This is a genomic window from Microbulbifer sp. HZ11 (genome assembly GCF_000708675.1).
Classification (GTDB): domain Bacteria; phylum Pseudomonadota; class Gammaproteobacteria; order Pseudomonadales; family Cellvibrionaceae; genus Microbulbifer.
On record NZ_JELR01000002.1, the window covers coordinates 1,380,405 to 1,400,760 of the forward strand.

Here is a 20,356-nt window from a genome sequence, read left to right on the forward strand (position 1 = left end):
ACTCCTTTCGGCTCCTGCTTACTTATTCTTGAAATTGAGAATGTCGATGGGCTGCACGGTGTCGCCCATATTGTTGCCGAAGGCACTGCGCTGATAGGTGATGACCGCAGCCAGGTCCACTTCACTCAATTGCGCGCCGAAGGCCTGCATCGCCGGGTTGGTTGGAGAACCATTGACCACCATGCTCATGTGACCGTCCATGGGCCCGGTGGCAACCTTGGAACCGGCAATGGCCGGGAAGGTCCCGGGGATGCCCTGACCATTGGCCTGGTGACAGGCAACACAGGCGCTGTTGTAAATTTTTTCACCACGGGCATAGAGCTCGTCGAAAGTGAAGGTTTTGTTGGTCAGCTCTTTGATGCGCGCAGCTGCGGCAGCGCGATCACTGAGCCAGGAGTGGTATTCATCTTCCGGCACCGCCTTGACCACAATTGGCATAAAACCGTGGTCCTTGCCGCACAGTTCCGCGCACTGGCCGCGGTAAATACCGGGCTCATCGATGCGGGTCCAGGATTCATTCACGAATCCCGGGATCGCATCTTTCTTCACCGCCAGATCCGGTACCCACCAGGCGTGGATCACGTCGTTGGCGGTAATCAGGAAACGGATTTTTTTATTCACCGGCACCACCAGCGGCTCGTCTACCTCTAACAGGTAGTTCACTGTCTTTGGTTGCTGGTTTTGAATCTGCGACTGTGGGGTGGAGAGATTGGAGAAGAAGGAGACATCGGAACCCAGGTAGTCGTATTTCCACTTCCACTGGTAACCGGTGATCATGATGTCGAGATCGGCTTCCTTGGTGTCGTAGATATCGTAGAGGGTTTTGGTGGCGGGAATCGCCATGCCGATAAGAATCAGGGTGGGCACGATGGTCCAGGCCAGTTCCACGCCGAGACTCTCGTGAAACTGCGCGGCCTTGTAACCCTTGCTCTTGCGGTGACGCCACATGCTGTAGAACATCACCCCGAACACCACAACGCCGATCGCCACGCAGATCCAGAAGATCAACATGTGTAGGTCGTAAGTGGTACGGGAAACCTCGGTTACCCCCTGGGTCATATTGACCCCCCAGCGTTGCACTTCCTCCGCGGCTTCTTGCGAAGCCTCCTGCGCGAACGCAGCGGGTGCACATGCCGAGATGGTCAATAAGGCGAACAGCCGTTTGAAGCCCATCAACATCGCCTGCAGATCTCCATGTTTGTTATTCTCGCGAGCCCGCTTCCTGCGGCTTGATCGCTACGGCCATGCAACACGGAAATATAACCGTGCGCGGTCGCGGCATCGCAAACCACAAAATAGCAAAACCCGTAAACAGCCGCTGGCTGTTCCGAGGACTGGAGACTGCCCCGATCGCAAAATCGGTAACACGCCCACATGGATATGTGGACAAGCTGTAGTAAACCAAGACTACATACACTGTTCGCACACCGGGCGAAGACCTCGACTGCGCGATACTGCTGTCAGTGCAACTTGTTATTTTTACTTCAGATGTCGTCGCCCGGAAGGTACAACCAACAACCTGTGTCTTTTTGTCGCATCTAGCACTTTCAAAAGAAACACATCACCAGAAGAAAGTCAATTAAACCGCCAACTTACATGAAAAATTCATCGGTACATTCCAGTACCTTTTCGCGCCGTACGATGGCCCCCTATCAGAGGGTCTGGCACCTCGCCTGGCCGATGATTCTGAGCAACATCACTGTGCCACTATTGGGCGCGGTAGATACCGCCGTGCTCGGGCACCTCTCCAGTCCGGAATATCTTTCCGGTGTCGCCATTGGCGCCAGCGTGATCTCCATGCTTCTTTGGGCGTTTGGCTTTTTGCGTATGGGCACCACGGGACTGGTGGCACGCGCCAGTGACAGCGGCGCATCCTGGTTGCTGCGCGCCCTCGCGTTGGCTGTTGCGCTGGGCGCGCTGCTGCTGTTGCTGGCGTCACCACTGCTGCCGCTGATAACCCAATGGATGAATGCCAGTACGGAGGCGAGCCCGCACGCCCGGGACTATTTGCAAATCCGCCTGTTGAGCGCGCCGCTGGCACTGGCGAACTTTGCCCTGCTGGGATTTTTTATCGGGCGTCAGGACAGCCGCGCGCCGCTGGCGATTCTGGTGACGGCGAACCTGCTGAATATCGCCCTGGATCTGTTATTGATCTGGGGGCTCGGACTGGGCGCCCGCGGCGCTGCCTGGGCATCGGTATGCGCAGATCTGTGCAGCTTTGTCATGGGTTGGTGGCTTCTGGGGTTGCGCCACCGGCAGGCGCGCGACGAAATGGCGAACACGCTGCGTCGCCCCGGCTTCTGGCCGTGGCAGAAAGTGAGCCCCTGGCTGGAGTTGCTACGTATCAACAGCGACCTGTTTGTGCGCACCTGTCTGCTTCTGTTCACTCTCACCTTTTTCACCGCCCAGGGTGCAGCCCAGGGTGACACGGTACTGGCAGCCAACGCCATTCTGCTGCAACTACTGATGATGACCTCATACGCGCTGGACGGGTTTGCCCACGCCACTGAATCACTGATCGGGCGCGCGGTAAGTCGCGGCTCCATGGGGCAGTTCCAGCGTATCAATCGCGCCGCGGCGGTCTGCGCCGTAGCGACCGCAGTTGCAATTACCACCACCCTTGTGGGCGGAAAGTCGTGGATATTGCCGTTGTTTACCGACATCCCCGCCGTACTGGCGACAACCGCGAAATACTATCCCTGGCTTTGTGCGCTGCCACTGGTGGCTGTGTGGAGCTATCAACTGGACGGCGTATTCATCGGCGCCGGAAAAAGTCGGCAGATGCGCAATACCATGTTTATTGCTTCTGTGATGGTGTTCATACCAACTTGGTGGATTACTCGACACTTGGGCAACACTGGCATCTGGTTCAGCTTATTTTTGTGGTTTGGCGCACGATCTTCCGGATTGATGGTCTATTTTTACAACTACACTAAAAACAAAGTTTGGCTGTAACTGGAGCTACGGTACCGATTCCTCATCCATCGTTAAGCAGTCTTGTCCGCACACTTTTTTGAGCCCGCCGACGGGCACAAACCGGGGGATGGCGAACAAAGAAACGAGGACGCGGTTTCGCCGTTTTCGTTTTGACGTATGTCCGACCATTACCACCTGATCCAACTGTGTATCGAGCGCGCCGTGGCCGCAGAACAGGCCCGCAGTCGCTTCCGGCGTTCTCTGCACGATACCTTGCCGAACCTGCATCGCAGTATCCACCTGCCACAGCGGGACGCCCCGCTGCACATCACCTGTTTTGTCATCCGCTATATCCAGGTTATTCCTTCCTGGCTGGCGCGCCTGGAGCAACTATGTGACGCCGGCGGCCTGGATTTCCGTCCGGTACGCGATCTGATACTGCATAGCTTCGGGGAAATACCCGAACGACAGCCACAGGAGCACGGCCTCGGCTCGATACTCGACGAGGCCTACCTGACCCACCGCATCATGGAAGAGATTAACGACACTCTGCAGCCGGTATGCGGCACGCCATTGCTGCCAATGGATCCGATGGTGGCCAACCTGGTGGTGCGTGAGCTACTGGGTGAAGCCCTTGCCTGCCAGCTGGACGATCTTGCCGAAGTGCTGCTGCAGCGCTTTGAGCCAGCGGAGCTGGACCCCGCGCGACTGGTTTCGATGATTCTGTACAAACAGCGCTTTGAAGACGTGCCCGGCGAGTGGCCAGACTTTGCCAACCATATGCAAATTGAATTACGGGCGCCCACCCTCAACCGGCAAATTGACCTCTCCCACTGATATTATTCCGGGCTACGCGGCCTGTTTGCACTCACAACCAATGAGCACTACTGTTCTACGATCTGCCGCCAGTTTGCAAAAAAGTCCGCCTCTCCGTGGAGGAGGGAACGGTTCAGGTCGTCCGCCTTACGGTGCAGCTTTGTGTTGTAGAAATACAGGCTGCCCCCGCGCAGAGTAAATCCTTTGGGGTTGTCCGTAAGCAATTGATAGAAGGCTTCCTGACGCTCCAGATACTGAAGCACACGATGCTTGCTGAAACGGCCCTTGCGATACTTCTGGAAAATATGTTCCTGTAGCTGCTGATCGGTCAACGCGCGCGCTTCCGGGGAAACCCGACTGACGTCCAACAGGCGTTTTATATCGGACTGCAGATCATCGAGATAGCGGTCTGCCGCTTCTGCGGCCACCTTGGAGCGGTAGATCGCTTTTTTGCGCCGCTCCTGAAAAGGCTCACTTTTCGCGGTGTCGAGGTCCCAGATTTCTTTCTTGGCCATTTCCGCCAGCGCACGAAATATGGTTTTGTGCTGGCGATTACTGTTTACCGTCAGGCGGTCACATACCTCCAACGCGCCCTGCCAGTCCGCATAGGGTTTTCCTTCGTACACCGCATCCGGCAATGCCGCCACCCGCTCGCGCAGGCGTTGGGTTTCGGTCACGAGTAGCTTGGGCTCTTTATTCCAGTCATTGGCCTGCAACACGAACAGCGAAAGCAGACCCTGATTGACACAGCGGGTAATCAGATGTGCCGTCGTTGCCTGCTGTTGTTCGCGCACCTTGCGATAGTGATCGAGACCGTAGAGACCGGCGATGGCGAGAACGATCACCAGGGCGATCAGTGGGTATATTTTTTTCAAGAGCCTGGCTTCTGAGAAATGGTTCGGTGGATTATTTTTTATCGTTCGGCGGCAGCAAAATTTTTACTGCGGTTTCTTCCACTTCCCTGTCGGCAGTCTGGTTTACGCGGGTATCCAGTTCCCGCGGTGATGCCTGCAGGCGGATTTCATCTTTGAACCCACAGGCCACACACTCACGATAATTCTTATCGCCCAGCTTGTAGTTGACGATTTTATCCATCTCACTACAGCGTGGGCATACCGCGCCGGCAATAAACCGACGCTTTACCGGCTTTTCAAATTCGTCGCTCAAAAAATTACCTCGTTCAAACCACGTCGCTTAACAAGCGTCACTCGATGCCCGAGTGGCGCAACAGCGCGTCTATTTTGGGGGCGCGGCCGCGAAACTCTGCGAACAGATCCTGCGCATCGCGGCTGCCACCCTGTTCCAGCACCGTAGTGAGGAATCGATTGCCAGTGGCCGGATCGAAAATACCGGTTTCCTCAAACAGTGAAAACGCATCCGCACTCAGCACTTCCGCCCATTTGTAGCTGTAGTAGCCCGCCGCGTAACCGCCGGCAAATATATGGCTGAAGCTGTTCTGGAAACGGTTGTCCGGCGACACCGGCACCACCGACACCCGAGCGCGCACATCATTGATCAGACGCTGAATCTCATCGGCATTGGCGCCCTCAGGCCGCGAGTGCAGCAGGAAGTCGAACAGGGCAAATTCCAGCTGCCGTACGGTGAACATGGCGGACTGGAAGTTCTTCGCGGCGAGCATTTTATCCAATAATGCCTGCGGCAGGGGTTCCCCTGTCTCATAATGCCCGGAAATCATCGCCAGCGCTTCCGGCTCCCAGCACCAGTTTTCCAGGAACTGGCTGGGCAACTCTACCGCATCCCAGGCCACCCCGTTGATCCCGGATACCGCCGCCACATCCACCTGGGTGAGCATATGGTGCAGACCGTGACCAAATTCGTGGAACAGGGTGGTGACCTCGTAGTGGGTCAGCAGGGCCGGCTTGTCTTTGTCAGGTGATGAAGCGCCTGCGGCGGTCGGGGATGAAAAGTTGCATACCAGATAGGCTATCGGCAGCTGCAGACCCGCCAAGGTCTGGCGGCGCACCCGCGCGTCGTCCATCCAGGCGCCGCCGCGCTTTTTCTCGCGGGCATAGGGGTCGAGGTAGAAGCCGGCAATGGGTTCTCCACCGCGCTTCAGCCAGTAAAAGTGCACATCTTCGTGGTAGCTCGGCACGCTATCATCACGCTCCGCGACCACGCCGAACAGCTTTTCCGCCACCGCAAACAGGCCGGACAGCACCTTGGGATACGGGAAATAGGGGCGCAGATCCTCCTGGCTCACCGCGTAGCGGGACTGCTTGAGTTTCTCCGCCGCAAAGGCCACATCCCAGGGCTGCAGCTTGTCGAGACCCAGCTGATCCGCCGCAAAGGCCTGCAGCTCGGCAAACTCCTTGACCGCCGCAGGCTTGGCGCGCTTGGCCAGATCCCACAGGAAGGTTTCCACTTCCTCTGGAGAACCCGCCATCTTGCTCGCCAGAGAGCGCTCCGCATAGTTTTTCATCCCCAGCAAGTGGGCCTGCTCCGCGCGCAGGGAGAGGATTTCAGCCATCACATTGGCGTTGTCGAACTCTCCCGCATTGGGGCCCACATCCGAGGCGCGGGTAATAAACGCGTAGTGCATCTTGTGGCGCAGCTGGCGATTCTCCCCGTGGGTCATCACCGCAAGGAAGCAGGGGCCATCCAGAGTCAGCCGCCAGCCCTGCTCCCCCTTGGATTCCGCCGCCGCTTTCGCCGCGGCCAGAGCGGATTCGGGAATCCCCGCCAGCTCGGCCTCGTCGGTCACCATCAGGCTCCAGGCGTTGGTGGCATCCAGCACATTGTTGGCGAACTTGCTCTTCAACTCCGCCAGGCGTTTGCTGATGGTGGCATAGCGCTCGCGCTTCTCGCCTTCCAGTGCCACACCACCCAGATGCATATCCCGCAGGCCATGGCGCACTGCCTGCTTGCGCGCCTGGGACCAACTGGCAAAGTCTGCAGATTTGGCCAGAGCGCGGTACACCGCATACAGCTCCGGGTTCTGGCCCAGCTCCGTCCAGTATTCCGTCACCCGAGCCAGGCACGCCTCGTAGGGCGCGCGCCAGTCGCCGCTCAATACGCTGTTCAGGTGTGACACCGGCGAGAATGCCTTGCTGAGGGAGTCCTGTGCTTCCTCCAGGGGTGCCATGGTTTCATCCCAGCTCGGTTCGTCACCGGCGTTATTCAGACAGGATTGCAGCTGTTCGCGGCATTTGGCAATCAACTCAGCAATGGCGGGCTCGGCATGTTCCGGCTTGATGCGATCGAAGGGAGGCAGCACCGGATCGGTCAACAGCGGATTGGCGGAGGAAATGTCAGACATCGGGATTCCTTGTCGATGGGCGCTGCGCAACAGCGCGGGGCGCACGGAGACGGGTTAATATATGCGGATTATTCTAGTGGATTGCGCCAGTGGAGGTCAGCCTTGTCCAAGTCCGATTCAACCGAGTACACCCTGCGCGAACACCGCGGCCACAGCCCCAGGCTTGGGGAGCGGGTATTTATCGACCCCCAGTGCACGGTGATCGGCGATGTTGAGCTGGGCGACGACTGCTCCGTGTGGCCGATGACCGTGATCCGCGGTGATATGCACCGGGTGCGCATCGGCGCCCGCACCAGCGTGCAGGACGGCTCGGTACTGCATATCACCCACGCCAGCGACTTCAACGAGGGCGGCTGGCCACTGACCATCGGCGAAGACGTCACCATCGGCCACAAAGCCTGCCTGCATGGCTGTACCGTGGGTAGCCGCGTGCTGATCGGCATTGGCGCCATCGTACTGGACGGCGCGGTGATCGAGGACGAAGTGGTACTTGCCGCCGGCGCGCTGGTGCCGCCGGGGAAACGATTGGAAAGCGGTTACCTCTATGTAGGGTCACCGGCGAAACAGGCACGGCCGCTGACCAAGAAAGAAAAGTCTTTCTTTACCTATACCGCCGGTAACTACGTAAAACTCAAGGATGAATACCTGGCGAAAGAACACTGAATCCGGCATGCGCCGGGATTTTCAGTGCATTCACCTGTGCTTATCGTTATTCCAGCGCAATATCGTAGTAGTAGGGACCGCGCCACCGATCACCACCGGTATACGCCTCAAGGCGATGCCTCAGGTCACGCAGATCCCACTCCAGGTCTTTTGCGCTATCCAGCGCCTGTTGCTGCAACTGCAGCGCCTTTTTAAATTCCCCGTTCGCGGCGGCTACCGCCGCTTTGGTTTCGAGGATACGGACCTCATCGAAATAGTTCTCCGGCTCGGCATCCATCATATCTTGCGCCAGCTGCAACTCCCCAGGGCCGGCATCCACCGCACCGGTCACCAGCTCCCAGGCTAGTAGTACGCCGGAAAAATAGTGCCCATTCGCCGCGGCGTTCTTCAACCATCGGAGCGCATGGGCCCGGCGTTCAGCCTCAGGCATTTCTCCTGCGTGGCTGGCAAGAAATTTTTGCGCTTCCGGGATACCCGCAACCGCTGCGGCACTGATCCACCTCAGGCCATTCTTTCTATCCGCCTCACACCCCCGTCCCACAACCATATTGCGTCCTATCTGGAACTGGGCCTGAGGGACGCCCTGGCGTGCAGCCTCCAGGTACCAGCGGTTGGCGGTCTGGTATTCGAGATCTACATCCCGCATATATTTCTGAAATGAACGCAGCACACCAATCCGTTGCGCGTAGACGTACTGGGCAATAGGATCTCCAGTCTCCGCCTTCGCTTTCCAATCATTCAACTCCGCAGCCAGTTCGCCGGAGTTAACATCGCCGGGGCGCGCGTGGATCGAGAAAGAAACCGCGGTGCTCACACCCTGCGTCGGCTCGGTCACCGCCAGTGGTTCATAGCGGTACGACAGGCCGGAAATGGCGGCAGCCCGGGAAAATTCGGCGCCTGTCGACTGCACGACTTCGATATCGCGTACGTGACCTGCCGGCATGACCGAATACTCCAGTACCACCCGCCCAAAACGACCTCGATTCAACTCCCAACGAGGGTAGCGAGGTTTTTTCTTGAACACCGGAGTGCGATCTACATCGCACTCCGCATCTGGGAGCAACACCGGGCTTAAATCCGCCTGAATCTTCTCTACAGCATACTCCTCGGTCAGTGCCTGGAGACGCGCCTGTGCTATCGTTCGGGATTCTTCAGGAAGTGCCGCAAAAACTTTTTCTGCCGTAGCAGACATACTGTCCGATTCCGTGTGCGAGGCCGCTAGTTGCATCCATGCCCAGGCCTCCGCCGGATTCTTCTCTACGTATTCCCCGCGAAAGTACATCACCCCAATATTGAATATGGAGCTGTAATTGCCGATGGCCGCGAGCGCGTGGAAATTACGATACGCCTCTTTGTAGTGACCAGCGGTATAGTCCTCCATCGCCTTATCGAAACTGGCATACACCGGCGATAAAGCCCCGGCTAAAAACAACACCACCCCAATGAAAACCCGCTGCATTACTGTGCCCCCCACCGTCATACAAAATTTTCTGTCGTGCCATATGTATGACGTACAGCGGTTGGCTACCCGACCCGAGGCCACACCATCACACCTCATGTAATTCCAACGCACCAGTGCCCGGGCCCGGATAAAGGACCTGCAGTTACTGCACTTTCCCCCACTGAATTCCGCAGGATCTCGCTGCCAGCATGTGGACTTCAATAATCATGCCTCTGCTCGCCGGGCAGAATATCGCTGTGTATTTGTACTAAAACTGGTGTAACCCTACGGGGGCACTCTACAGCGGCATTTCACCTGGAAGACTCGATGAACGACTACCGCCAACTGCGTATCAACGGCCAGCGCCTGTGGGACTCCCTGATGGAGATGGCGGAGATCGGCGCCACACAGAAAGGCGGCTGCAACCGCCAGGCCCTTACCGACCTCGACAAGCAGGGCCGTGACCTGTTTGTGAAGTGGTGCGAAGATGCCGGCTGCAGTGTCACCGTCGATGAAATGGGCAATATCTTCGCCCAGCGTCCCGGTACTGGTTGTAAAAACGGGCCGGATCTGCCACCGGTCCTCACCGGCTCCCACCTCGACACCCAACCCACCGGCGGCAAGTTCGACGGTGTTTACGGCGTACTGTCCGGCCTCGAAGTCATCCGCGCTCTCAACGACGCTGGCGTGGAAACCGAAGCCCCGGTGGAAGTCGCCGTGTGGACCAACGAAGAAGGCGCGCGCTTTTCCCCCGCCATGATCGGCTCCGGCGTCTGGGCCGGCGAATTCGACCTCGACTATGCCTACGCCCGCCAGGACAAGGAAGGCAAAACCTTCGGCGCAGAACTGGAACGCATCGGCTACAAAGGCCAGGCCCCCGCCAAACCGCGCCCGCTCGCCGCCGCGTTTGAAGTCCACATCGAACAGGGCCCCATTCTCGAGGCCGAAGAAAAAACCATCGGCGTATTGAGCGGCGTTCAGGGCATGAACTGGTACGACCTCACCCTCATCGGCCAACCCTGCCACGCCGGCCCCAGCCCCATGGAAGGCCGCCGCGACCCGTTTATGGGCCTGCACCGCATCCTCGACCAGCTCTACAAACTCGCCGAAGAACACGCCCCCTGGGCAAGAGCCACCTTCGGTGACATCCGCGTCGAACCCGGCAGCCGCAACACCGTCCCGGAAAAACTCGTCCTCGCCGTAGACCTGCGCCACCCGGACCAGAAAACCCTCGACGCCATGGACCAGCGCTTCCGCGAAATCGCCGCCAGCGTCGCCGAGGAAACCGGCCTCGAGCACGAAATCCGCGAAGAATGGCGCTCCCCCGCCGTCGCCTTCGATACAAAGTGCGTCGAAGCCGTACGCAGCGCCGTCGCTGACCTCGGCTACAGCAACAAAGAAATGGTCTCCGGCGCCGGCCACGACTCCGTGTATATCTCCCGCGTCGCGCCCACCAGCATGATCTTCGTACCCTGCGAAAAAGGCCTGAGTCATAACGAAGCGGAAAATGCGGAACCGAAAGATCTGGAGGCGGGGGCGAATGTGCTGCTGCACGCGATGCTGAAGATGGCAAACAACGCGACCTAAACAACTTTCTTACAGCGTAAATAAATTCAACGCGAAGCTCCTGATGCCGAGGGCCATTCGCGAGACCTTCTAAAACAGGGATGTTTTAGAAGAGCCCCCAGGGATGGGTTGGGGGGGGACGCCTAGTCCGTGTCTCGCGAATGGCCCCCGGTAGCAGGAGCGCCACGGAGCCGAAACAGAGCTCCCCAAAACCACTGAAATCGCCGAGAACCGAAATGACAGAATTTACTTACAAACACCGCAACGACAACGGCGATACTGCGCCGCTGAAAAACTGGGGCATCGATTCCGAATACGGCGTGCTCACCGACCTCCTCGTCGGCCCCATCGACAACTACACCTGGCAGATGGGCAACGCCGCCAGCCGCCGCTCCGTGCGTCTCGGCCGCCAGTTCGACGCCGCCGTCGCCAAACAGCAGCATCGGGAAATGCTCGACGCCTACAAACAGGCCGGGGTAAACACCCACCTGCTGCCCGCCGACAGCAACCTCCCCTACCAGCTCTACGCCCGCGACAGCAGCGTCATGACCCCCTGGGGGCCCATCGTCACCCAGATGTACTCCCCCTGGCGCCGCGGCGAATGGGTCGACGTGGTCAAAACCTACCAGAAGCTGGATATCCCGATTTACGACATCATCACCGCCGGCAGCTTAGAGGGCGGCGACTTTATGGTGCTCGAACCCGGCGTCATCCTGTGCGGCTATAGCGGCGAGCGCACCTCACCGCAGGGCTTCAACCAGATGAAAAGCTGGATCGAAAAGGAAGGCTGGGAAGTAAAAGGCTACGAATTCGACCCCTACTTCCTGCATATCGATGTGCTGGTAGCGGCGCTCGCGGAAAAACTCGTGGCGGTGTGCGTGGATGCGGTGGAGCCGGAACTGGTGCAGTGGTTCAAATCCCGCAACTTCGAAATTATCGACATCTCCTACCCACAGGTGATGGAGCTCGGCGTCAACGTGGTGGCGCTGGGCAACGACCGTGTGATGCTGCCATCCGACAACATCGAACTGAAAGAAAAGTGCCGCGCCCACGGTTTAGAGGTGATCGACCCGGATATCTCCATGATCACCGCCGGTGGTGGCGGCGTGCACTGCATGTGCCAGCCGCTCGCGCGCAAACCGGGTTAAGGCCGAAGATCGGCTAGCCGTCCCCGGCTATCAGCAGCTTACCGGCGGTGCGCAACAGCTCGCCGGTGAGTGCCTCCAACAACTCCCCGCCTGTACGCCAATGATGCCAGTAGAGCGGCACATCAATGGGCCGATAGGGTAACAGTTCTACCAGCTCACCCCGCGCCAGCGCGTCCTGCGCCTGCAACTCCGGCACCAGCCCCCAGCCGAGACCATTGGCCACCAGCTGCACAAACCCCTCGGAAGACGGGCACAGGTGATAGGGAAAACTCCCGCTAAAACCCAGGGATTCCAGGAAACGGTGCTGCAGGGAATCATCCGGCCCGAATACCACCGCCGGGGATTTTGACAGCGTGAAGGTATCGACCCCATCTGGAAAATATCGACCCAGGTATGCCGGGCTCGCCAGCGCGCGATAGCGCATGGCGCCAAGGGCAATACTGCGCGCCCCTGACACCGCCTTCTCCGCACCGCACACGCACGCAGCCACATCGCCGGTGCGCATGCGCTTGAGCCCCACCTCCTGGTCCTCCACCACCAGATCCAGCACCAGATTGCGCGCGCTACAAAAATCCGCAATCGCCGGCCCCCACCAGGTCGCCAGACTGTCGGCATTGATGGCAATTCTCAGTCTTTCCGGGCCCGACCCCGCCTCCATCAACGCGGGAATCTGCCCCTGAATATCCCGCTCCAGCAGGCGCACCTGTTGCACATGGTTCAGCAGGCGGCGTCCCACTTCCGTGGGTTTCGGCGGTGACCCGCGCAGCAGTACCGGCTGGCCGACGCGCGCCTCCAGCAATTTGATCCGCTGGGAAACCGCAGACTGCGACAGCCCCAGGGCCAGCGCCGCCCGCTCAAAGCCCGCCTGCTCTACCACCGCCGCGAGTGCGGCCAGCAACTTGTAATCGAACATATCAGTTTTACTAATGTAGGATTAGGAAATGTTGTTTTTCTTATACCAGAGGTCGAGCCAAACTGGCCACCGAATTGACTTAGCGGGTAGAGAAACACGATGTTCCACAGCTATTTGAACGGCCTGATGCTCGGCGCGGGCCTGATCATTGCCATTGGCGCGCAGAATGCATTTCTGCTCGCGCAGGGAGTGCGGCGTGAGTACCACTTTCAGGTCGCGGCAGTCTGTGCGCTCTGCGATGCGGTACTGGTCTGTGCCGGGGTATTTGGGCTGGCGGTACTGCTGGCGGAAAGCCCTCTGTTGCTCAGTGTTGCCCGCTGGGGTGGTGCCGCCTTTCTCGGCTGGTACGGCGTCCGGGCACTGCGCCGCGCGCTGCGCCCGGCGGGGCTGGAAAACGGCAAGGAAGAAAGAGCCCGGTCACTGGCCAGCGTAATGATGATGACGCTGGCGGTGACCCTGCTCAACCCCCATGTCTATCTGGATACGGTGCTTTTGATCGGATCACTCGGCGCGCAGCAAACCGAACCCGGTGCCTATGCCCTGGGCGCAGTCAGCGCCTCCATCACCTGGTTTTTTGGCCTGGCGATTGGTGCCGCCTGGCTCTCACCCTGGCTCGCTCGCCCGACCGTATGGCGGTTTATCGACCTGGGGATTGCGGTCATGATGCTGACCATTGCCGCGGGGCTGGTATTAAAGCCGTAAGCCGCCATGCACCCACCTTTGGAATCGAAATTTTGATTTCCCTCCTCCGTTATTTGCCCTGCGCTCTGAGCCATCCCGACCCGGCGATACCACCTGCCGCACAGGCCAGAATAATCACCAGCGGCGTCATCGTACCCAGGGCCAGCGCGCCGATGCCCAGGCCGCGCATCGGCAGCAATACCAACAACAGAATCCCCGCGGGAATCAGCGAAAGCAGAAAGCCGCGGGTAATCCAGCTCTTGCGCCAGGGCAGCAGGAAAATCAGACCGCAGATACCGCCCCATACCACCCGCTGATAAATGTAGGCATTAGAAAGGTGCGGCGCGATATCGACCGACAGCGCGCGGGTAATACCGTAATGGCCAAGCGCCCACAGGCCGAGCGCATAGCCCAGCCCGGCGATGCCGCCGGCGGCAAAACAGATGGAAAGATTTTTTATAAATTCGCGCATAAACATCCCCCGATTTTTCGCGCCCCGTCAGGAAATTTCCTGACGGGGGAATGGGGAAAGTATGCCAGAACTTACAGAAAAGACCGCTAACGGGTTTGAATATCAGGCGGGGCGTTTGCTGGGGCCGTAGAGTTCTTCCAGCATGCTGTCGATACGGGTGGCCAGTGCGTCCTGGCTTTCGTCCAGCAGGATTACGTGGCCCATCTTGCGGCCCGGGCGCAGCTCCTTACCGTAGGACCAGACACCTTCATTCTGCAGCGCGGGCTTTTTGTCCACACCCAGCATATTGATCATGACAGCCGGGCGCTCTGCCGTGGTATCACCTAGTTCCATACCGAGAATCGCGCGCACATGGTTGGCGAACTGGCTGGTTTTGGCACCGGCCAAAGTCCAGTGTCCGCTATTGTGTACCCGCGGCGCCAGCTCGTTGATCAGCAGACCGTCGTCGGTGACGAAGCACTCCATCGCCAGTACGCCCACGTAATCCCAGGCGTTCATCAGAGTGGAGAGATATTCTTCCGCGGTGGTCTGCAGCTTCTCATCCACATGGGGCGCCGGCGCGGTGGAAACCAGCAGGGTGCCGTTGTAGTGATCGTTCTCTGCGAGCGGATAGGTCACCACCTTGCCGTCCGCGGTGCGCGCGCCAATTAAAGACACTTCGCGGGAGAAGTTGATGCCCTTCTCTACCACGTATTCCTGTTCCGGCACCTGGTCGGCGATGGCCGCCAGATCTTCGTCGCTGTTCACACGCCACTGGTTTTTGCCGTCGTAGCCGTTCTCACAGCTTTTGATAAACGACGGATAACCCAGCTCTTTTACCGCCGCACAAATATCATCGTAATTGTTGGCGGGGCGGAAAGGTGCCACCGGCAGGCCGGCGTCGGTAATCGCGGTTTTCTCGCGCACGCGGTGCTGGGTTTTTTCAAACGCATCCGGGCGCGGGTACACCGGGCAGAATTTTTCCAGCGCGCGCAGCAGGCCGGCATCGACGCCCTCACGTTCGGCGGTGATGACTTCCGGGCTGCCCATGGCTTTGTACAGCACTTCGATATCCGCGCTGTTCTCCGCATTCACCGCCCCAGGATTAACAATGGTGCCGAGCCCTTCCACACAGGTAGTGTTCTCACCACCTTCGGCGAGAAAACTGAACTCGATACCCAGCGGGCGGGCCTCCTGGGCCATCATCTGCGCCAGCTGGCCACAACCGACAATACCTACACGTCTGGCTGTCATTTCCGCTACACCTCGTACTCGTTCAGTAATCGCTAACAGGTTGAATCAACGTCGCTTATTCGACTTCAAAAGGAACGCCGGCGCTCTGCTGTTCGCGCCACTGAATAAGACGCTTCTGCAGTTCCGGATCGGTCAGAGACAGCATCTGCGCAGCCATCAGGCCCGCATTGAAAGCACCGGAGGCACCCACGGCCTGGGTGGCTACCGCCACGCCCTTGGGCATCTGTACGATGGAAAGCAGGCTGTCCATGCCGGTCATGAATTTGCTCGCCACCGGCACGCCGATCACCGGCAGCGGGGTCATCGCGGCAATCATGCCCGGCAAATGCGCGGAGCCGCCGGCGCCGGCGATGATCACCTGGGTGCCGCGCTCGTGAGCGGTGGTGGCGAACTCCACCATGCGCTGTGGGGTGCGGTGGGCAGAGACCACGGCAGTGGCAAAGGGCACGCCCAGATCGGTCAGGGGCTTGGTCGCCATTTCCATGGTCGGCCAGTCGGACTGGGAGCCCATTACGATGGTGACTTTTTCAAACGGAAGCTGATTCACTTGCTGCACACTCCAGGGTTATACGGGCCAGGGTTGAGCGAGCTGAGGGAAGGAATACCCGGCAGTGGCTCGTCAACACACTGGTTTCGGTCCCGAGCCGCCCAAAAAGCGACCGACCGCCCCAAATTAAGGGGCGTGAGGATACCAAAACTCAGCGAGAAAGCACGCAGTACGGGGCTTTCCGCCGGTTTTCGTGGGCATTTAGTGGAGGCCGGCGGCCCTGTCCGCAGGATCTGCATGCTGCTGAGTGGGATTCGCGCGGCTTTTGCCACCCCAACGATAGTGTGGCGGCATGGTCACGACACCTGGAGTGCGCCCCCGGACAGGGCAAACCGAAGAAAAGGGATTCTGGGTCAGGGCTTGGCCTTTAGCTGCTCCCGCAACATGGCCAGTACCGGCTCTACCGATGGACGCACTCCCCGCCACAGGGCAAACGCCTCCGCCGCCTGACCAACCAGCATTCCCAGGCCGTCCGACACCTCAGCACCGTGGCCCACGGCCCAGTGCATAAACGGTGTCGGTTGAGCGCCGTATACCATGTCGTAGACGCGACAGCCTTCACCCAGTGCCCGCGGTGACAGGGGCGGCAGTTCACCAGACAGGCTCGCTGCGCTGGCGTTGATGATCAGGTCGAACCCCTCCGGCACCTCGTTCAGGCCACCAGCGGTAATGCGGCCATAACTGGCAAAGTCCTCTGCCAGTTGTTGCGCCTTGGACGCGGTGCGATTGGCGATATGCAATTGTGCGGGCCTCTCGTTCAGCAGCGGCAGCAAAGTACCGCGGGTAGCACCACCGGCACCCAGTACCAGCACTTTTTTGCCGGCAATAGCCCAGCCCAGATGATCGCGGATATCCGAGACCAGCCCCGGCCCATCGGTATTGTCGCCAAGGAAAGTTCCGTCCGGTTGTCGCGCCAGAGTGTTCACCGCACCCGCAGTGCGCGCGCGCTCGGTCAGTTCATCGGCGTATTCAAACGCATCCAGCTTGAACGGCGCGGTGACATTCAGCCCTCTCGCGCCACTGATAAAAAATTCATCCACCACCGCCTTGAAGCCATCCACTTCTGCGAACAGCTTGCCGTATTCCAGATCCTGATTGGTTTCTTTGGCAAAGGCTGTGTGAATTACTGGCGACATCGACTGCTTGATCGGGTTACCAATGACGGCGTACTTGTCCATGTTGTTTTACTTCTCTCAGCTTCCGTTTTTCAGTTGTTTTACGTTTTTAGCGCCTGCTTGATCTGGCTGGTTTCATTCACCCCGATCAAACCATCAATTTTCAGTTCGCCGTCAAAATCACACACCATATAGCGCGTAATCGCGCTGTAGATCTGCTTCGGCTTTTCACCGCTCGCATCCAGCAGCACCCAGTTGAGAGTAGCAAGACTGGTATTTTCGTTCAGCTCGATGACATCGGTAACCGCACCGACGATCTGGGTAACGCCCAGTTTCTGGTACAGGTTTAAAAGCTTTTTTACCCGGCCAATAAAGTACTCGCGGCTGAGCTGGGATTTTTTACCGTCGGAAAAATAGTAGTGGATTGGAAACCGATAAAAATCAGCGATCTGCTCCGCGTTGCGGGCTTCGAACAGGCGACGGTATTCGAGGAACAGTTTGTTGATATCTTCGAGACGGGCCTTGTGCATGGCTATTTCCTTCCAAGAACCAAATATTCCGTTAATTGCTACCGAGCTTGATGAGAAGGTGCCGATGCCGGGTGTCCCTTTGCGAGACCTTCTAAAACAGGGATGTTTTAGAAGAGCCTCCAGGGATGGGTTCACGGCGTGTCTCGCAAAGGGACACCCGGTAGCGGCACCGCCACGGAGCTAATTTACACCCACTCCCGGTGTGGCAAGAAATCCGTATAGAGCTTTTCTTCCGGGCTGCCCGCTTGCGGGTGCCAGTTGTAGCGCCAGCGCACTTCCGATGGCAGGGACATCAGAATGGATTCTGTGCGGCCGCCGCTTTGCAGGCCGAACAGGGTGCCGCGGTCGAACACCAGATTGAATTCCACATAGCGACCGCGGCGGTACAGTTGGAAGTCCCTCTCGCGCTCACCGTATTCGGTGTCCTTGCGCTTTATCAGAATCGGCAGATAGGCATCCACATAGGAATCGCCAACCGCCTGCATAAACGCGAAGGCATTATCAAAACCACCTTCGCTAAAATCGTCAAAAAAGAGTCCGCCCACACCGCGCGACTCGTCGCGGTGTTTCAGATAAAAGTATTCATCGCACCATTTTTTAAAGCGCGGATAAATATCTTCGCCAAACGGTGCGCAGGCGTCTTTGGCGGTCTGGTGCCAGTGCACCACATCTTCCTCAAAGCCGTAATAGGGGGTCAGATCGTAACCGCCGCCGAACCACCACACCGGCTCCGCACCCTCTTTTTCGGCAACAAAAAAGCGCACGTTGGCGTGGCTTGTGGGTGCGTAGGGATTTTTCGGATGAATCACCAGGCTGACACCCATGGCCTGGAAAGAGCGGCCTGCCAGCTCCGGGCGCGCGGCGGTTGCCGAGGGGGGCAGTTTATCGCCGAACACGTGAGAGAAATTCACTCCGCCCTTTTCGATCACATTGCCATTTTCCAGCACCCGGGTGCGGCCACCGCCGCCGCCGTCTCTTTCCCAGGCATCCTCCAAGAACTCACGGCCGTCCATGGCCACCAGTTCCGCGCAGATGCGATCCTGCAATCCCAGCAGATACTCTTTGACGGCCTGGATATCGATAGTACTCATAAACTTCTCACACAATGGGTTCGCGGACTGACAGCTCGCCCCGGGCTAGCCGGCGCGCACGATACGGCCACTGGCGGCGTCCCGTATTTCGCTGGGTGAGGCACGACCGCCGGTGCTACCGCCGCCGACAAAGTCCAGGTCGTTGCCAAAGTAGCGCAGCACCTGGAATTTGTGGCGCGCCGGCTGGCACCCGGCAGGGTTGGCGGAGGTCGACACAATGGGACCGCCAAAGGCGCGGGACAACGCCGCGGTAAAACGGTGGCTGGTGTGGCGCAGGGCGACACTGTGATGAATCCCGGTGACCCAGGGTGGTACCTGGTCAAAGTGTGGGACCAGCCAGGTGACCGGGCCCGGCCAGGTGGCATCGATACGCGCGCGCTGATCCCCGGACAGGTTGTGCAACAGGCCGGAAAAATGGTCCACATCACCGGACACCAGAATCAACCCCTTTTCCAATGGCCGGTTTTTCAGGCCAACAAGGCGCGCCACCGCTTCTGGATTGTTCGGGTCACAGGCGAGCCCCCACACGGATTCGGTGGGGTGAGCGATAACGCCGCCGGCGGCCAGGATGCGCGCGGCACTGGCCAGGGAAAAGCCGGCGTGAGGCAGGTGGGGACTGTATGGGTTCTCTTCGCCCAGGGCGACGGGTTTGGCTTTTTCTGACAAGACTGGGACTCTTTCGGGTCGTGCTGCGGAATTGCGTGGCAATTTATCGGATAGTACCAGCCTAGACAACTAACGCACTGGAGCGCGGCCGGTCAACGGCAACCGCCCGCGCCAGTCAGCCAGCTTATCTCAGCCCTGATAGGTTACACGGTAGATGACGCCGGCCTTGTCGTCGGACACCAGCAGGGCCCCATCGGGCATCACCAAGACATCCACCGGGCGCCCCCAGGCTTCTTCACCCTGCAGCCAGCCATCGATGAACGGCTTATAGGAAGTGGCATTACCGTTTTCATCCAGGGTCACCATGGTCACCCGATAGCCAATTTTCTTGCTGCGGTTCCAGGAGCCGTGCTCGGCGATCAGCACCTGGTTTTTATACTCCGCTGGGAACTGGTCACCGGTGTAAAACTTCACACCCAAAGGTGCCACGTGCGGGCCCAGTTCCTGTACCGGTGGAACGTAGGCACTGCACTGTTTGCCCTCGCCAAACGCAGGGTCGAGTACATCCTTGCCATGGCAGTAGGGATAGCCGAAGTGTTTGCCCGCAACCGGTGCGGTATTCAGCTCGCAGGGTGGTGTGTCATCACCCAGCATGTCGCGGCCGTTATCGGTAAACCACAGGTGGTTGGTCTCGGGGTGCCAGGTAAAGCCCACGGTGTTGCGCACGCCCTCGGCCCAGGTTTCGGTTTTCACTACCTTGTCACCCTCGATCTTGAGGCGCTGGATATTCGCATAATCCTTTTCTTCGCAGATATTGCAGGGCGCACCGATAGGCACATACAACCAGCCGTCAGGGCCGAATGCGATGTACTTCCAACCGTGATGTTTGTCGGGAAACTGATTGGTGATGGTGACCGGCTTGGGCGGGTTGTCGAGACGGGACTCGATATCGTCAAGGCGCAGGATGCTGGTGACCGCGCTCACGTAGAGGTCGCCATCCTTGAAGGCCACGCCGGTGGGCAACTTGAGCCCTTCGGCGATGACTTTCACCTCATCCGCTTTGTGATTCCCGTCGTTGTCTACGATCGCGTAGACTTTACCGGCGCGACGGGAGCCCACAAACAGCGTGCCTTTTTCTCCGCGGGCCATATGCCGCGCGTTGGGTACATCCTCCGCATAAACCTCGATCTTGAAGCCTTCGGGAAGACTGAGTTTTTCCAGCGGCACTTCTGCGGCCAGCGCGCCAGGGGAACCACCCATTGCCAGAACCGCCGCCATTGGCGCGAGGGTGCTTTGCAGGGGGGAGAAGCGGGAGAGGAATCGGAACAGATCCATCGGGGG

Annotated in this window: 20 protein-coding genes; 6 read left to right on the top strand and 14 right to left on the bottom strand. The window is 58.9% G+C overall.

What is annotated here, in order from left to right:
- Positions 1–18: 18 nt before the first annotated feature.
- On the bottom strand, positions 19–1,179 hold the full coding sequence (coxB, locus tag AU11_RS13450; RefSeq protein ID WP_043319829.1) for a cytochrome c oxidase subunit II: 1,161 nt from the start codon (positions 1,177–1,179) through the stop codon (positions 19–21).
- Positions 1,180–1,596: 417 nt separating this feature from the next.
- Here coxB and AU11_RS13455 point away from each other — a divergent pair, with 417 nt between their 5' ends.
- Entirely contained in the window at positions 1,597–2,955 is a 1,359-nt protein-coding gene (locus AU11_RS13455; RefSeq protein ID WP_231491913.1) for an MATE family efflux transporter, read from the top strand.
- Between the two features lie 138 nt (positions 2,956–3,093).
- A complete protein-coding gene (locus AU11_RS17820) occupies positions 3,094–3,753 on the top strand; it encodes a hypothetical protein (protein WP_051687250.1) in 660 nt (219 codons plus the stop codon).
- A gap of 47 nt (positions 3,754–3,800) precedes the next feature.
- On the opposite strand, the gene AU11_RS13465 is transcribed toward AU11_RS17820, so the two are convergent.
- Genes AU11_RS13465 through AU11_RS13475 form a run of 3 tightly spaced genes read right to left on the bottom strand, consistent with a single transcriptional unit; the run spans position 3,801 to position 7,009 of the window.
- A complete protein-coding gene (locus AU11_RS13465; RefSeq protein ID WP_043319830.1) occupies positions 3,801–4,607 on the bottom strand; it encodes a hypothetical protein in 807 nt (268 codons plus the stop codon).
- Positions 4,608–4,638: 31 nt separating this feature from the next.
- The gene (locus tag AU11_RS13470) at positions 4,639–4,899 is read right to left on the bottom strand and encodes a YheV family putative zinc ribbon protein (RefSeq protein WP_043319831.1); all 261 of its coding nucleotides are present in this window, start codon (positions 4,897–4,899) and stop codon (positions 4,639–4,641) included.
- Between the two features lie 37 nt (positions 4,900–4,936).
- Entirely contained in the window at positions 4,937–7,009 is a 2,073-nt protein-coding gene (locus AU11_RS13475; protein WP_043319832.1) for a M3 family metallopeptidase, read from the bottom strand.
- A 102-nt stretch (positions 7,010–7,111) separates the two neighbouring features.
- Between AU11_RS13475 and AU11_RS13480 the strand changes: the two genes are divergently transcribed.
- On the top strand, positions 7,112–7,672 hold the full coding sequence (locus tag AU11_RS13480) for a gamma carbonic anhydrase family protein (protein ID WP_231491915.1): 561 nt from the start codon (positions 7,112–7,114) through the stop codon (positions 7,670–7,672).
- 46 nt (positions 7,673–7,718) lie between these two features.
- On the opposite strand, the gene AU11_RS17825 is transcribed toward AU11_RS13480, so the two are convergent.
- Positions 7,719–9,131 carry a TonB family protein gene (locus AU11_RS17825; protein WP_197023842.1) on the bottom strand — a complete coding sequence of 471 codons (1,413 nt, stop codon included), beginning with the start codon at positions 9,129–9,131 and terminating at the stop codon, positions 7,719–7,721.
- A 309-nt stretch (positions 9,132–9,440) separates the two neighbouring features.
- Here AU11_RS17825 and AU11_RS13490 point away from each other — a divergent pair, with 309 nt between their 5' ends.
- Both AU11_RS13490 and AU11_RS13495 read left to right on the top strand, forming a co-directional pair.
- A complete protein-coding gene (locus AU11_RS13490; protein ID WP_043319833.1) occupies positions 9,441–10,700 on the top strand; it encodes a Zn-dependent hydrolase in 1,260 nt (419 codons plus the stop codon).
- Positions 10,701–10,915: 215 nt separating this feature from the next.
- Positions 10,916–11,827 (top strand): dimethylarginine dimethylaminohydrolase family protein, encoded by a 912-nt coding sequence (locus AU11_RS13495; RefSeq protein WP_043319834.1) that lies wholly within the window; start codon positions 10,916–10,918, stop codon positions 11,825–11,827.
- Positions 11,828–11,840: 13 nt separating this feature from the next.
- Here AU11_RS13495 and AU11_RS13500 read toward each other — a convergent pair whose 3' ends face one another.
- Positions 11,841–12,740 (bottom strand): LysR family transcriptional regulator ArgP, encoded by a 900-nt coding sequence (locus AU11_RS13500; protein ID WP_043319835.1) that lies wholly within the window; start codon positions 12,738–12,740, stop codon positions 11,841–11,843.
- 99 nt (positions 12,741–12,839) lie between these two features.
- Between AU11_RS13500 and AU11_RS13505 the strand changes: the two genes are divergently transcribed.
- Positions 12,840–13,442, top strand: a complete 603-nt coding sequence (locus AU11_RS13505; protein WP_043319836.1) for a LysE/ArgO family amino acid transporter — start codon at positions 12,840–12,842, stop codon at positions 13,440–13,442.
- A 49-nt stretch (positions 13,443–13,491) separates the two neighbouring features.
- Here AU11_RS13505 and AU11_RS13510 read toward each other — a convergent pair whose 3' ends face one another.
- From AU11_RS13510 to AU11_RS13545, 8 genes are all read right to left on the bottom strand, one after another.
- Positions 13,492–13,893, bottom strand: a complete 402-nt coding sequence (locus AU11_RS13510) for a hypothetical protein (RefSeq protein ID WP_043320538.1) — start codon at positions 13,891–13,893, stop codon at positions 13,492–13,494.
- A gap of 102 nt (positions 13,894–13,995) precedes the next feature.
- Positions 13,996–15,126 carry a 5-(carboxyamino)imidazole ribonucleotide synthase gene (locus AU11_RS13515; RefSeq protein WP_043319837.1) on the bottom strand — a complete coding sequence of 377 codons (1,131 nt, stop codon included), beginning with the start codon at positions 15,124–15,126 and terminating at the stop codon, positions 13,996–13,998.
- A 55-nt stretch (positions 15,127–15,181) separates the two neighbouring features.
- The gene (gene purE, locus AU11_RS13520; protein ID WP_043320539.1) at positions 15,182–15,673 is read right to left on the bottom strand and encodes a 5-(carboxyamino)imidazole ribonucleotide mutase; all 492 of its coding nucleotides are present in this window, start codon (positions 15,671–15,673) and stop codon (positions 15,182–15,184) included.
- Between the two features lie 353 nt (positions 15,674–16,026).
- Positions 16,027–16,851 carry a shikimate dehydrogenase gene (gene aroE / locus AU11_RS13525; RefSeq protein ID WP_043319838.1) on the bottom strand — a complete coding sequence of 275 codons (825 nt, stop codon included), beginning with the start codon at positions 16,849–16,851 and terminating at the stop codon, positions 16,027–16,029.
- A 38-nt stretch (positions 16,852–16,889) separates the two neighbouring features.
- Positions 16,890–17,318, bottom strand: a complete 429-nt coding sequence (locus AU11_RS13530; RefSeq protein WP_043319839.1) for a hypothetical protein — start codon at positions 17,316–17,318, stop codon at positions 16,890–16,892.
- 185 nt (positions 17,319–17,503) lie between these two features.
- Entirely contained in the window at positions 17,504–18,409 is a 906-nt protein-coding gene (gene hemF / locus AU11_RS13535) for an oxygen-dependent coproporphyrinogen oxidase (RefSeq protein WP_043319840.1), read from the bottom strand.
- Positions 18,410–18,454: 45 nt separating this feature from the next.
- The gene (locus tag AU11_RS13540; protein ID WP_231491922.1) at positions 18,455–19,075 is read right to left on the bottom strand and encodes an L-threonylcarbamoyladenylate synthase; all 621 of its coding nucleotides are present in this window, start codon (positions 19,073–19,075) and stop codon (positions 18,455–18,457) included.
- A gap of 129 nt (positions 19,076–19,204) precedes the next feature.
- The gene (locus AU11_RS13545; RefSeq protein WP_081848115.1) at positions 19,205–20,350 is read right to left on the bottom strand and encodes a sorbosone dehydrogenase family protein; all 1,146 of its coding nucleotides are present in this window, start codon (positions 20,348–20,350) and stop codon (positions 19,205–19,207) included.
- Positions 20,351–20,356 lie beyond the last annotated feature (6 nt).

What these genes read in the sequence shown, in the direction of transcription:
- AU11_RS13505 (WP_043319836.1), top strand. Translation starts at nt 12,840, where the DNA reads ATGTTCCACAGCTATTTGAACGGCCTGATGCTCGGCGCGGGCCTGATC.
- AU11_RS13510 (WP_043320538.1), bottom strand. Translation starts at nt 13,893, where the DNA reads ATGCGCGAATTTATAAAAAATCTTTCCATCTGTTTTGCCGCCGGCGGC.
- AU11_RS13455 (WP_231491913.1), top strand. Translation starts at nt 1,597, where the DNA reads ATGAAAAATTCATCGGTACATTCCAGTACCTTTTCGCGCCGTACGATG.
- AU11_RS17825 (WP_197023842.1), bottom strand. Translation starts at nt 9,131, where the DNA reads ATGCAGCGGGTTTTCATTGGGGTGGTGTTGTTTTTAGCCGGGGCTTTA.
- AU11_RS13495 (WP_043319834.1), top strand. Translation starts at nt 10,916, where the DNA reads ATGACAGAATTTACTTACAAACACCGCAACGACAACGGCGATACTGCG.
- coxB (WP_043319829.1), bottom strand. Translation starts at nt 1,179, where the DNA reads ATGTTGATGGGCTTCAAACGGCTGTTCGCCTTATTGACCATCTCGGCA.
- AU11_RS13490 (WP_043319833.1), top strand. Translation starts at nt 9,441, where the DNA reads ATGAACGACTACCGCCAACTGCGTATCAACGGCCAGCGCCTGTGGGAC.
- AU11_RS13500 (WP_043319835.1), bottom strand. Translation starts at nt 12,740, where the DNA reads ATGTTCGATTACAAGTTGCTGGCCGCACTCGCGGCGGTGGTAGAGCAG.
- AU11_RS17820 (WP_051687250.1), top strand. Translation starts at nt 3,094, where the DNA reads ATGTCCGACCATTACCACCTGATCCAACTGTGTATCGAGCGCGCCGTG.
- AU11_RS13515 (WP_043319837.1), bottom strand. Translation starts at nt 15,126, where the DNA reads ATGACAGCCAGACGTGTAGGTATTGTCGGTTGTGGCCAGCTGGCGCAG.
- hemF (WP_043319840.1), bottom strand. Translation starts at nt 18,409, where the DNA reads ATGAGTACTATCGATATCCAGGCCGTCAAAGAGTATCTGCTGGGATTG.
- AU11_RS13475 (WP_043319832.1), bottom strand. Translation starts at nt 7,009, where the DNA reads ATGTCTGACATTTCCTCCGCCAATCCGCTGTTGACCGATCCGGTGCTG.
- AU11_RS13530 (WP_043319839.1), bottom strand. Translation starts at nt 17,318, where the DNA reads ATGCACAAGGCCCGTCTCGAAGATATCAACAAACTGTTCCTCGAATAC.
- aroE (WP_043319838.1), bottom strand. Translation starts at nt 16,851, where the DNA reads ATGGACAAGTACGCCGTCATTGGTAACCCGATCAAGCAGTCGATGTCG.
- AU11_RS13545 (WP_081848115.1), bottom strand. Translation starts at nt 20,350, where the DNA reads ATGGATCTGTTCCGATTCCTCTCCCGCTTCTCCCCCCTGCAAAGCACC.